Annotated in this window: 11 protein-coding genes and 5 pseudogenes; 7 read left to right on the top strand and 9 right to left on the bottom strand. The window is 60.5% G+C overall.

All coding sequences use genetic code 11. The features are described from left to right. Positions 1-270: 270 nt before the first annotated feature. Positions 271-498 (bottom strand): response regulator transcription factor, encoded by a 228-nt coding sequence (locus V3587_RS30430; protein WP_019749911.1) that lies wholly within the window; start codon positions 496-498, stop codon positions 271-273. Here V3587_RS30430 and V3587_RS30425 point away from each other — a divergent pair, their 5' ends adjacent. Further along, a complete protein-coding gene (locus V3587_RS30425) occupies positions 499-999 on the top strand; it encodes a recombinase family protein (RefSeq protein WP_259349404.1) in 501 nt (166 codons plus the stop codon). It abuts the gene before it with no gap. Between the two features lie 284 nt (positions 1,000-1,283). Here V3587_RS30425 and V3587_RS30420 read toward each other — a convergent pair whose 3' ends face one another. Next, entirely contained in the window at positions 1,284-1,601 is a 318-nt protein-coding gene (locus V3587_RS30420; RefSeq protein ID WP_370627638.1) for a helix-turn-helix domain-containing protein, read from the bottom strand. Positions 1,602-1,803: 202 nt separating this feature from the next. Between V3587_RS30420 and V3587_RS30415 the strand changes: the two genes are divergently transcribed. After that, on the top strand, positions 1,804-1,968 hold the full coding sequence (locus V3587_RS30415) for a hypothetical protein (RefSeq protein WP_157902096.1): 165 nt from the start codon (positions 1,804-1,806) through the stop codon (positions 1,966-1,968). A gap of 149 nt (positions 1,969-2,117) precedes the next feature. Here the strand turns inward: V3587_RS30415 and V3587_RS30410 are convergent, their stop codons facing one another. Further along, the gene (locus tag V3587_RS30410; RefSeq protein WP_019749908.1) at positions 2,118-2,633 is read right to left on the bottom strand and encodes a hypothetical protein; all 516 of its coding nucleotides are present in this window, start codon (positions 2,631-2,633) and stop codon (positions 2,118-2,120) included. Positions 2,634-2,981: 348 nt separating this feature from the next. Beyond that, positions 2,982-3,735: pseudogene (locus V3587_RS30405) on the bottom strand (MBL fold metallo-hydrolase). Positions 3,736-5,334: 1,599 nt separating this feature from the next. Between V3587_RS30405 and V3587_RS30400 the strand changes: the two are divergent. The 3 genes and pseudogenes from V3587_RS30400 to fdxA all read left to right on the top strand — a co-directional run bounded on the left by V3587_RS30400 (position 5,335) and on the right by fdxA (position 6,697). Next, positions 5,335-5,634, top strand: coding sequence for an XRE family transcriptional regulator (locus tag V3587_RS30400; protein WP_241896166.1), 300 nt, complete (start codon positions 5,335-5,337; stop codon positions 5,632-5,634). Between the two features lie 437 nt (positions 5,635-6,071). Next, on the top strand, positions 6,072-6,359 hold the full coding sequence (locus V3587_RS30395; protein ID WP_080910981.1) for an aldehyde dehydrogenase family protein: 288 nt from the start codon (positions 6,072-6,074) through the stop codon (positions 6,357-6,359). 12 nt (positions 6,360-6,371) lie between these two features. Continuing rightward, positions 6,372-6,697: pseudogene (gene fdxA, locus V3587_RS30390) on the top strand (ferredoxin). Positions 6,698-6,952: 255 nt separating this feature from the next. Here the strand turns inward: fdxA and V3587_RS30385 are convergent. From V3587_RS30385 to V3587_RS30370, 4 genes and pseudogenes are all read right to left on the bottom strand, one after another. Next, positions 6,953-7,681 (bottom strand): annotated as a pseudogene (locus V3587_RS30385) (IS6 family transposase). Positions 7,682-7,866: 185 nt separating this feature from the next. After that, complete coding sequence (locus V3587_RS30380; RefSeq protein ID WP_125461327.1) at positions 7,867-8,721, bottom strand: SMI1/KNR4 family protein; 855 nt, start codon at positions 8,719-8,721, stop codon at positions 7,867-7,869. 861 nt (positions 8,722-9,582) lie between these two features. Next, positions 9,583-9,819, bottom strand: coding sequence for a toxin (locus V3587_RS30375; protein WP_021343281.1), 237 nt, complete (start codon positions 9,817-9,819; stop codon positions 9,583-9,585). Next, the gene (locus tag V3587_RS30370) at positions 9,816-10,076 is read right to left on the bottom strand and encodes a ribbon-helix-helix domain-containing protein (RefSeq protein WP_182263302.1); all 261 of its coding nucleotides are present in this window, start codon (positions 10,074-10,076) and stop codon (positions 9,816-9,818) included. The genes V3587_RS30375 and V3587_RS30370 overlap by 4 nt, the downstream gene beginning before the upstream one ends. Positions 10,077-10,734: 658 nt before the next feature. On the opposite strand from V3587_RS30370, the pseudogene V3587_RS30770 reads away from it, so the two are divergent. Continuing rightward, positions 10,735-10,887, top strand: a pseudogene (locus V3587_RS30770) (CHC2 zinc finger domain-containing protein); the annotation flags it as partial. Between the two features lie 595 nt (positions 10,888-11,482). Next, positions 11,483-11,677, top strand: a complete 195-nt coding sequence (locus V3587_RS30360; RefSeq protein WP_182263308.1) for a hypothetical protein — start codon at positions 11,483-11,485, stop codon at positions 11,675-11,677. Positions 11,678-11,830: 153 nt separating this feature from the next. Here the strand turns inward: V3587_RS30360 and V3587_RS30355 are convergent. Beyond that, positions 11,831-12,091: pseudogene (locus V3587_RS30355) on the bottom strand (SMI1/KNR4 family protein); the annotation flags it as partial.

Below are 12,091 nucleotides of genomic sequence, written 5' to 3'. Positions count from 1 at the left end.
GCCATCGGGTTAGATCTTCTCGCTTTCCCTGGTCTGAGACCAGGATCAAGCGTGTCCAACCCGCGGGGTCAAGGCCCGTCTGTCGACGATTGCGCGGTATGTGACCTAGCCCGAACGGGCAGGTGTGAGAGGAGGAACTCTCAGTCGCGTGGTAGGTGTGTGTGGCATGGAATCTAGCAGCACTAGAGGGGGCGTGTTGCTCGGTGCGGGGCGCTTAGTCGATGGGTGTAGTGGTGGTTCGGCAGGTGGGGTGGAGGTCTGGTGTCCGGTTCAGACGAGGCCGTATCGGCGTGCCACGAGGACGGCATCACGGCGGGTGTTGACGTCGAATTTTCGATAGATTCCGCGCAGGTGGGTTTTGACGGTGTTGACGGAGACGAACAGGTCAGCGGCGATGGCTTCGGTGGTATCGCCAGAGGTGAGCTTTGGCAGTACTTTCTGTTCGCTGTGTGTCAGGAGTGCTGGCGGGGGTTCCGGGGTGACTAGTGATGTCCGCACGTGGCGTGCGAAGTCCTCGTCGAGTTGGAAATAGTTGCGCCACAAGGTAATTTATCATTCTCGTATTTCGAATCGGAAAATCTCGATCTCGAACAAAATCCCAAACTGCAGCAGCACGCACTCCGACGAGCCGGAGCGATCCGCTTCTCCACCGACCACGAATCCGGTTCCAATACGCCGCGTCCCCAGCTCGCCGAATGCCTGAACTACCTACGCGAGAATGACGGCGATGTCCTCGTCGGGTGGAAACTCGATCGCCTCGGACGGTCCGTCCGCCACGTCATCGACACCGTCCACAACCTCGGTGAACGCGGCATTGCATTCCGTTTCCTCGCAGAAGGATTCGACACCGCCACCGCAGGCGGCGAATTCCTCTTTCGCATCATGGCAGCTCTCGCCCAAATGGAACGGCGCATGATCGTCGAACGCGCCCACGCCGCCTCGAAGCCGCCCACCGTCATGACCCCCCACACGCTCCGCACTCGCTCGCGCCCTCCGTGAACAAGGTAAAAGCCTCGATGCCATAGCTTCGACACTTGGTGTCGGACGCTCACCAGTCAGTCGAGTGAGGGCCGATCAGTCTGGGAGCTTGCGTAATTCGGCGATGGTCAGCCCCAGCGAGTCCAATCGAGCCATAATGCTCCTCATTTCGACGTAGTCGGCTATGGGACCGTGCAGGCTCGTACATCCGCTGGAGGTTGGTGTCACGTGCATATTGGGAAAGATGCCGCTCACCCGTGTCAACACGTCACCGTCAATGAGAAACTGGTAGCGAATCGGAGCAGTCACCTTGATCGCCCTAACATGTCGAGACACCCTGTGTTCGAGCCAGTTTTGCAGGGAGGCCACGATATGGCGTCACCCGTTTCGGATGACCGCCAGGCCAGCAGTTCAGCCTTCCACTGTGCCACCGACACTCGGTACTCCAGCTTGGCGTCTCGTGTGGCAGCATTGCGCCGCAGTTCACGCGAGATCGTGGACGGATCCCGGCCGAGACTGCGCGCGATCTCACGCACGCAAACCACTTGTGCCGCGGGAATCGCTAGCTGCTCCAGCTCAGGACACGGCACGTACTGCCCACCCGGATCGGGCAATTCGGTCATCGCCATTCCGACACCCTGCCGGAACCGATGGGCTCCGACCGCAGGAGACACGCCCACCGTTTCAGCTGCGCACTCCGAGGTGAAGTCCGTCGTTACCTCGCCAGAACTCGCGTTCGATGCTGCGCTGGGTTGTCGGTGCCACCCGGCGAGATCATCGTGGATCTGTCAGTCATCCAGCCGGTCCGCGCGGAAAGTGGGTCCCGTGCTGTGTGCTCAACGCGGGGACGTCCTCGACGTCGACGGAACCGAGATCATCGACCATCCGTACATCGAATGCCGAGAAGCTCTATCGAGCTTGGGCCTGAACCGCGCCCGCATCAAGGTTCCTCCGTACTCGCTCCACGTCAACGGTCCCATGCAGCATTAACCCTGGAGCAATTTTCTCGGTGACGTCCGTGACTGCCTGATCGACCTGAATTCGCTTTTAGGTTCGGGTGCTGGTTTGAGATCCTTGTGGAAGCGAGATGGGGTTTCGCATTCGCAGTTGCTGCTCGCGGTTGGTCGTCGAGAGCGAGTCTACGGATCGTTTTCCTCGAATCCGATGTACAGGATGTCGTGGAGATCGTCGGGTTTTCGGGTGTTGTGGCGGAAGCGGACCCGGTCCCCGCGTCTGGGTTTCGTGGGCACGCTTGTGGCACGTCGAATGTGGCCACCTTCAGGGTGTTCCGCCGTAATCGTGACGTGGTAGCTAGCTTCACTGTCGGAGATGTTGTGTGGGTCGATGACCACTGAGGTGATGGTGCCGACCGACTCCTCGCCGTCGGCGTACATCGCCGTCTCGAGTCTGGTCAGCGTCATGAAGTAGGGGAAGATCGACGCCAGCAGTACTCCGATGTCCAGGAACCAGATCCACCACGGACCCTCCCCGGAGATGGTGATGTACCAGCTGATGGCCAGCATGACGACGAACGCGCACACGCCGACGACGCCCAGTACATGAAAGATGCGCTCCAATACGGCCAGGCGGCGGATGCGTGTCCGCGTCTCGGGAGTGCGCGCGTGGGCCGACCATTGCTCGAATTTGGTGTTCATGGGCGAACCTCGCGGCCGCGTCTTCGTGCAGAAACGGCGAGAGGAATCCGATCACGATCGGCTCGCACATCGTTTCCGGTTGAGTCATGATTCACCCCTCGTCGACGTCGAGTCGATTCCGACGACATTCGCATCTTTGTCGACTGAGTTCGGTCTTGACTACGTTGGCGCATGATTGAGTGTCCATCGTCGGCCGGAATACAGCACCTTGCGAATACTGTATATCCGCGAGGTCGACCTCCCCGGACGCCACTGACCGCCCCTGTATATGGCGAAGCCGCCGACACCGAAAAGGGCGTCCAGCGGCTGCACCGGGTCGGTGCCCGTCGCGCGTTGGAGCACTTTCCCTCATTCCAACATGACGTCCGCCGCGAACGGATCGGTCGCGGACTGTATCCGTTTGTAGGCGTCTGTGAGTACGGCTTCACCGTGTCCGAATCCTGCGATGTGTGCTTTCGTGGCGGCGAGTTTCGAGAGCGAGCGGGCCGCACGTGCGCGATCGGTGTTGAAGACGCCGAGGATCACCTCTCCGTGGAACTCGGCCACTGTCCGTGGAACTCGGCCACTGCGTCACCGGTGAGCACCGCATCGGGCTCTGGCAGGTACAGCGCAATACTTCCCGGGGTGTGCCCTGGTACCGAGATGACACGGGCCCCGCCCGCGAAGTCCCATTCGTCCCCGTCTCGGACTTCATGGTCCACACGACAGGCAGGACCGTGCGGTGCTTTGTTGCTGTCGGCGTGAATCGTTCGCTCAAGATCTGTCAGTTCGGGAATCGGTCCGCTCTCGGTACCGGATACGAATGCTGAATCATCTGCACCTGCTACAACTTCGACGGTGGACCATGTCGCTATCTCAGCGGCGGAACCTGCGTGATCGTCGTGGAAATGAGTAAGCACGATCCGCTTCACGTCTGTGCGGTCCCTACCGAGCGCGGACAGCGCTTGTCCGATCAGGGCGGCGCTGTCCGGCCATCCTGTATCGGCGAGCGTCACGCCGTCTTAGTTTAGCCAGAGGTAGCAGTTGAGCAGGTGCGCCGGCCCACCGTCGATACGGAGTCGATACAGCGACGGTACGAGCCGCAGAAGTCAGGCGATCGCATCCGCCGAAGGTATCCGGGCGGTGAAGCCCTCAGCGCTCCTTTCGCTCTCACCGAACGACCCAGGTTACCCGGCGAACCCCGATTCGGGCCCTGGGCGACACCGACCGCCCCGGATGTGACGTAGCCGCCGTCACCGAAAAGGGTGTCCAGCGACTTCACAGGGTCGGTGCCCGTCGTGCGCCTCTCGGCAAGTGGCCGTTCGAAGCGGCACTTCTTTCGGTGGTACCCGGGGCAAAGAATTTCAGCACCGACAGCCTATATAACGAGCATCCCCGCAGGCACGCACGATTCGACAACATACGACCGCACTATCGGCCTCATCAGGGTCAGCAGGATTGTCGGCAGGCCGAAGCTGCGTGGGTGGGCTCTGTTATGTCTTCAGCGGACGAGGCGGTGCCCGAGAGGTACGCCGAAGGGCTGAGTCGTGGCCACCGAACCGAGTGATCGGGTTACGAAGGCGATGACGAGAGCTCCAGTTATGAGGCGCAGTGCTTTTCGTTTCACGACATCTCCGTTTCGAGGTGTGCTAGATACGACGGGCTTCCTGCCGCAGGTAGTTGCCGAGGGTAACTAGATTCGGCCTTCTGTGCTCCGTGGCAAGGCAGCCCTGACGGCCACACAAGATAGGGGACCGTCAGGGCTGGTAAACGAACAACAGTATCGCTATACGTTTACAATCCGACCATACCTGCAACGGTAGCCGTATCGTAACTTCGGGGCCTTTTCATCTCCGACTTCGCCCTCTGTCGCATTTAGGCGGGGCGCGTGATGTGTGAGTTCGCAGTGGCAACCCGAGACGACGTCGAGAGCGACTCTCGGATCGGAATGACATCCGCAGGCAGGAACTTCGGTGATCTTGCTGCAGTCTCAGCCGTTCGGCCGGCGAGATCCATGAGCCGTTGTAAACCGCGCTGCTGCAGCGTCGGCATTGCGTGCAGCATGCACCGTTTTTCATCAGCTACTACAACTCTCGGCGTCCGGGGCCCGACCCGCGGAAGATCTTGTCGGCGCAGTCGAGGCGAGAGCTGCCAGCTCGGGACTGGGCGGCGTGGCTGACCGTGTTACCGACATCGAGCTGCCGCGGCAGCTGTATAACGCATGAGGGGAATGCCAAACCTCAGTCTCGTCGGGCATTTCGAAATCCAGGGGTGTTGCTAGAAGGGCCACCAGCGAGTGTGTGATCAGCACGCTGGCGGCCCGGGGTGCGCCGAGAACCGAGGCGGAAGCGGCGCACCGTTTGTGGTGCCCTGCCGACTGTCCGGGGGATCGCGTCGGCAGGGCTACGCCATACTCGAAGTTTGGGGGTTCGAGCGATGCCGCCGAGGAAAATCTACGGATCCGAGGGTTCCGATACCAGTCTTCGCGGAGTCACAGATACTTGAGTGTTGAACTATCCCCAAATCATGGACAACGCATGGGGATAACTGATCCGAGCGCGAAACTCTCGAACTGTTTCGCTGCGCGAATGTTCAGAGATTCCGTGGGAAAATAACGCCCAAGGCTTCAGGATTCGCAGCTTGGGTTCGAGACCAGATCGTGGCCCGCGGCTATGAAAGCCCAGAGGAAGCAGCTCGGGCGCTCGGTGTGTATCCATCCCAGATGCGTCAGTGGACAAGGATCTCGCGGTCCCCGACCCCGCAGGTGCTGCGGCGCGTCGCAGCGTTGTTCGATGCGCCTGTGCAGGAAGTGTTGATCGCCACCGGGTTCATGACGGAAGAGGAGAACCGGCCGTTGTCGCCCACACGGAAGTCGCTGCAGCAATTGTCGAACAAGCAGATTCTCGACGAGATTCGGCGCCGGACTGCCGGAGACTTGGCAGGGCCGCCGATTCCTGTCCGGGTGGACGGAGTTCTCCATTCGCCGGATGGCCCGCCCACAGTGTTCGTCAGTTACACCTAGGCGGGCCGCGCACGCCGAGCCGGCAAAGGCGAACGTGCACGAGGGATACTACTTCTCGAGTATGGGGCCGAACCGCGCTTGGCGGTTGCACACGGTACTTAAGTATCAGGCAGGCGCGTCGCCAGCGCGTCCATAGTGCCTACGGTTCAACGTGGCGGCGTGAGCGTTTGGAGAGACCCACCCCCGGCGAGTGCACAGCCGGAGGGCAGGCCTTGCGCGGCCGAACTGACCACTCAGAATCGCCGCAGCAATGAAATGATATCCAATTTCCACGTTCAAAATGCCAGATAGTACTTCGAGTGTGCGATCCAAGTGCGAAAATTCATTGCCGATAACGTGGTGCAGGGTGGCCACTCAAACGGCCAGGCCTTTGAAGCGACGGTGATTACCAATGTATCCAACGACGACCCGTCGTTACCGACGAGATCTTCGGCCCCGTGGTCGCGGTTCTTGAAGTCCCCGACTACGCGGAGGGGCTTGCCCAGATCAACAACTCGTCCTATGGCCTCACCGCAGGCATCTGCACCGACAGCCTCGCTCGATCAACCGACTTCACCCAGCGCGCCCAAGCCGGGGTCGTCAAGGTCAACCGACCAACTGCGGGGTTGGATCTGAACGTACCGTTCGGCGGGATCGGGGATTCATCGACAAACACCTTCCGGGAACAGGGCCACACTGCGCTGGAGTTCTTCTCCTGGGGCAAGACCATCTATACGGGTGTCTAGGAGCTGTGAAAAATGGCCTACGTCATTGCACTTCCCTGCGTGGATGTCCTGGACCGGTCGTGTGTGGAGGCCTGTCCCGTTGACTGCATTTATGAAGGTGAGCGATCAATGTATATCCACCCGGGGGAGTGCATCGACTGTGGGGCCTGCGAATCGGTTTGTCCTGTCGAAGCAAGAGGATCTGCCTGACCTCTGGGCCGGCTATGTCAGCGCAAATGCCGAGTTCTTCACTGACATAGGCTCTCCGAAGGGTGCGGCAGCTCGGGGGGCCAATGTCCTTTGATGCAGCTCTCGTTGCAGCACTTCCCCTGCAAGAAGTAGCTGCCCATCAGGCATAGGAGTATCCCTATCTCCTAATGTCCACCAGGCACGGATGACCTCGCGGTCGACGACAGCGCCGTAGCCTTCGACAACGTCGTCGAGATGTTCCGGGTGGCAAAGGGTCGATGTTGCCAGTTCGGACAAGGGATCGCCCTGCGCGGTTTCGGATCAGTCGATGACACTGGCGACGGCACTGTCACGTTGATCGAAAAGTGAAGCAGCGAAGCATGTTTAGTGCGGTCGGTTACAGGATGCCACTGGCCCGTTCGCTTTCACGCAACAACACCGGTCGCGGTGACTTCCTGCCAGACCGCGAACCGGTGGGTCATCTCGGTACGCCATTCGGGCGCCGGGAGTCTGTGTCGCCAGGATTGGAAATGCGGTGAGATACCCGAGAAGGCGGATAGCCCGAGAAGACGGACAGGAAGCGTTGCGCGTGTCGGGCCGATGTGAACCGTTTGATGGCCCGTTCTCGCTGCCTGGCGGGTTGATGCGAGTTCTCGGCTTGATTGTTCAAGTACTTGGATCGGCGATGCTCGACCGAGGCCAGCAGCTCGCGGTGCGCCACTTGGGGGCTGCCGAGCTTGTCGGTGACGATTGCTCGCGGCACATAGCGCAAGCCCGCTCGAGTAGCTTACGGAAGAATCGCTTGGCGGCGTTCCTGTTTCGTCGGGGCTGGACCAGTTCCTCGAGTACGTTGCCGTGCTGGTCGACCTCCCGTCGCAGGTAATGTTCCCGGCCTCTGATTGGGATGAAAACCTCGTCGAGGTGCCACTTGTCACCGGGTCGCGCCCACCGTCGTCGCAATTGGTTTGCGTAGGCCTGCCCGAACTTGGCGTACCACCGCCGGATCGTCTCATCGCTGACCACGACACCGCCTTCGAGCATGAGTTCCTCGACTTACGGAAGCTGAGCGGGAACCCAAAGTACAGCCACACGCAGCCGTTGATGATCTCGACCGGGTAGCAGCGACCTTTATCCGACGGCATTGGGGTCGCCATTCCTCATTCTCCCAGTTGCCGTGCGCAACAACGTGACTGTGCCCTCAAGGGTATATCCCTCGCGTAGCCGTCAGTTGTTCGATTCTGTCACCACGCGCGTGATCTTCGGAAGCACCCGGATGGAGCGGACGAAGAAACCTACGGGTGGGATGCAGTCGCGCAGCCGCTCTCGAAGTTGGCCTCTTTCAGAGTTGCCCTAATTGGGCCCCTCGCGTGCAGGCCGCGAAAGATGTTTTTTTAACAAGCTGTCTGAGTCGCCACGTGCGGTCAGATTCCCATTCGAGGGCTCCATTGACGCTCGTCCAGTACCACCCGTCGTCGAATGCTTGCGAGGTCGTCAGACTGTCGGCGAGGTCAGTCAGCATGGCGCTGATTGAGACCCAACGGGGTCCGGGTTCGTCTGCCCCGGTTTTGTCGAATTCGGTTACGCAACCGTGCATGGGGCCGGGGCGGGTGTCGACGCACAAGAAATTGCCGTCCATCCCTGCGAAAGGCACGAAATCCGGGAGGAAGGTGTCGGCTTGAAATCCAGCGTCGGTGGGGCCTTCAACGGGGCCATCGCCGAACAAGCGCGCACTCTCGTCCCCAATCTGAATAGACGATTCGCAATACCAGAGGACATCGTCCAACGTGAGAAGCGCGAAACGGTGGAGCAACCCCAGCAACCTTTCGTCGGAAACTCCGTCGACCAAGGTGTACAGCTCGATTAACTCGGCCGGCCAGCTTTGTCCCGTTCTCTCGATCGCGGCGTCCACACGGTCGCGCTCGGCTCCAGTGATCGTCATGCCGGGAAAGTGGACTCGCAGCCACTCGGTGATCCGGTTCCACTGATCACGAACTGAACCCGCCGGCGTTGAATGCGCGGCTCTTCGCGCGTGCGAAGAACCGTCGATCATCGCCTCGACAGCGGCGCGGCGCTGTGCGTTCTGTTCCTCAGTGACACACCGGCGGATCTCGGCTTCGAGTTCAGTACGGTCAAGACTCTGGCCACCAAAGCCCGATACCCGAGCGTTCGCGCTTCCCAACGACACCCAGATCATCGGCCGCGAACCGTCCTCCGCCGTAGCAAACTGCACACATACGTCTGCGATCTGCGCGATCGCGGCATCGTCACCGACGACGTAACCATCGCGTACGAGAACCTCACCGGAACCCGAGTCTGGCCGAGCAACCGCCCAATAGGTCACGAAGTGCTCCCTTTCATTCGACAATGGAAACCGACTGTCTGTCTCCGGGGATTGTCTCAGCCGGTCGGGGCGGCACGGGCAGTGACGTGGTCCGTATTCGTAGTGTTCGCGTTCGGAGCGATTGGTCCCGCGTCGCGTGTTGGTCGGGAGGTGGGAACGGCCTTCGTGTCGTGCTTGACAGAAGTTATTTATAATTGTCTTGTGGGGCAACCTCTTTGAGGCGATCTTGAAGTTGCTTGTCGGATCGTCGTCCGCGAACCCAACCCGCCTCAGTACATCGTGGCAATACAGAAATCCAGCAACAGCAGGCGTGGCATCTGAGATCGGGTGCTCGTGCGCCAGGAGGGTTCGTTGGCGAGACTGAGTCGTGGATCGGGTTCAGTGCCGTCGTCATAGAGCTGACGGGGTCAGCGCCGAAAGCGGCTGTCGTCGAGCGCTACCTCTCCGGCATCTGGGTATTCATTTGTCATGTCACTGAACAACTTTCGGGTGTGGGGTGAATATTCAGTGTCGTGGGGGGAGAGATGTCGTGTGAGCTGCATGTCGCCCCACTGATGGTGAGAACGGTCGGTGGTGCCAGTTCTCGGCACGGGGCGGTGGAGGTGAACGCACCTGTGTCGGTGGAGGCTGCGATCATCGAGCGTTGATGGCGATGTCCTCGTCGTACCGGCGAGCAGGTCGACTTCCCTGCGTCGCGCTCGCGAACGAGATCGATTACAGGAGATCGACGTACTGAGGTCGGGCCTTCATGGCGTGTATGAGTAGCTCGTTTCCGCTGTCGAAGCGCAGCACGACTAATTCCAGGAGACGTCCGTTCGGGTCGAAGCCCAGCCGGAATTGGCGGGCGGGGTTGTCGTCGTCCAAGTCGGCGACGTACACGTGGTGCTCTGCCGCGTAGATGCCGGCGTCTTCGCTGATTCCGTGTTTGAGTGCGGATTTGTGGGCTTTCACGCGACCTGGGTCCAGGCACGCACTGCTTCTCGGATCGCTTCGGATCGGGAGACGTGTTCTTGTTCTGCGCGGGCGTTCAACGCTTCGAGCAACGCGGCGTCCATCCGTACGGGCACTACTGCGCCGGGCCCGGCTCCGAGGGCGGGCCGGCCGCGTTTGCGTAGCTTTTCGACGTCGTAGCCGGTTTCGGCTTCGTTTGCCCATTCTTCGATCATGTTGTCGGTGACGGGCTGATCGTTGATCGTTTCGTCAGTCATAGCTATTAGTGTAATACGAAATTGTGGCGGTGAATATCGTTCCGGATCCGGGTCCGGTGTGTCATCACAGGCGTCCATAGCCAATATCCCGTCCCTACCCGTCTGGAGTGCATCGGGATGCGTCGGCGAGGCGCAGCAGGGCGGCACCACGATGGCCGGCATCGTTCGGGACGCCGGTCCTATGTTCTGGGTTCTGCTGCAGGACCGGCCATGACCTGATCATCTGGTTGCTGACCGAGTCAGCCAGCCGAGGCGAGTTATCGGGTCGAACACAGGCAGGGCGTTGTCTTGCGGCACGGACGGTTGTCCGAGAAATCAAGCTGTATTTGATGCTCGATGTTACGGAAACATCACCCAAGGCCTCAGAGGCCGGAAGACGGGGCCTGAGTAGGGAACCGATGACGCTCATGCTTTAGTCGATAGCTGCGTAGTGACTGAAAAATGTGGCTGTACTGTGCAGCTTCGTTCAGCCGTCTAGGTTCGGGTGCGTGACTAGTTCACGCATTCCTGACGGGGAACTGACTGCGATTCGGGAACGGACCTCGCTGGCAGATGTCGTTGAGGAGTTTACGAAGCTCAGTGGAGTGGGCGCGACGCGAAGAAGGGCTACTGCTCGTTTCACGGAGACCGCGCTGCGAACTTCGATGTTCGTGTTCAGTCGCAGTTATTCCATTGCGTTTCCTGCCATGAGACCGGCGGTATCTTCGGTTTCCTGATGCTGGCGGAGAAGGCCGACTTCAACTCCGCTGTGGTGATTGCCGCTGTACGCATCGGCTACCGCACCCACTGCCGGGACGACGAACCAACGTAGGAGCAGTGTCACGGCGCAGTGTTGCCGTCCTGCAGGGTCATTCCGCTGATTGCGGCATTGAAGTCCGATCCGTTCATGAACATCCAACCTTTGTGCAACTGCCCTAGATATTGGAACGGTCGCTCGACGCAAGTTGTATCGTCCCCGGCGTCTTCGCCTGCGACTCAGAGGTCTCGGTTAGCCCAGTGAAGAAGTAGGGGATCGCTCCTCATCGTCGCAGAAGGACAACGGGATGGCACTGATCTGCGGATCTCGTCCCGTGTCGCCGGGTATTCAGGATTGTCTGCGGTGAGAGGGCGGGTGACAGGCGTTCGGCTCGACGTCGCGGCCGCCGGCGAAGGGTCCAATTACGCACCGGACGCATGGAGATCTCCAACGAGAGCGGACAGCTCCGCTGGGGCACTGTCGACGACAGAACTCTCGCCGCGACGTCGCCGCTCCGGGCAGCACAGTGATCAACACCGACCATTGGACCGAATGCTGGCCCGACCACCCGTGATCAGGACATTCGACGAGCCGCGGGCAGTGAAAGTCGACATCGGCCCGGGCGCTCCCGCTCGGACGTGGGGGAGCATCACGCGCTGATCATGTGAGCATGCGCGTGAAAACGTCCGCGCTGTACATGTCCGGATACCTCGACGGAGCCTTGAAATTCTGGGCGAAAATGAACGACGGCCAATGGCTGGCCGGAGTAACCGTGCGTGTCACCGATGCCGGCGGAACCAATCTCGTCGAGATCGACCTGCTCGTGACTGCCGACGCCGTCACCGAAGGGCCTGCCACCTCGTGAACGCACCAAAAGGGCCGGTGAGTAGTACGCTCACCGGCCCTGCATGTACAAACACCACTCGGCGACCGGTACGGTCGTTGGGGCGACCACCGCGGACATGCAGCCCGCGAGGGCGCCGAGGGGCGGCCGACATCGCGCGGATGCCTTCGTGAGTCAGTCGTCGACGTTCTCCTCCAACAGCGTGCGGAAACTGGCCGCCAGTCGAACAACTGTGTTCCCGTTGTCATGGTCGACCAAGCACACGCTTCCGTCCGCAGCGATCCAGATCGGATTCCCCGACCCGTCGTTAGCGAACACCACCCCGTCGATGAGGGCACCGTATGCGTCACGCGCCCCAATGGTCAGCTCGATGCATGTCTCACGACCGATAAGCTCGGCGTTGTCCCATGCGTGCACTGACACGCCCACGAAGCA

The sequence above is a fragment of the Rhodococcus sp. IEGM 1306 genome (genome assembly GCF_036541985.1).
Taxonomy (GTDB): Bacteria; Actinomycetota; Actinomycetes; order Mycobacteriales; family Mycobacteriaceae; genus Rhodococcus_F; species Rhodococcus_F qingshengii.
Note: the sequence above shows the minus strand (reverse complement) of the source record. Positions and strands in the feature narration are given on the sequence as shown.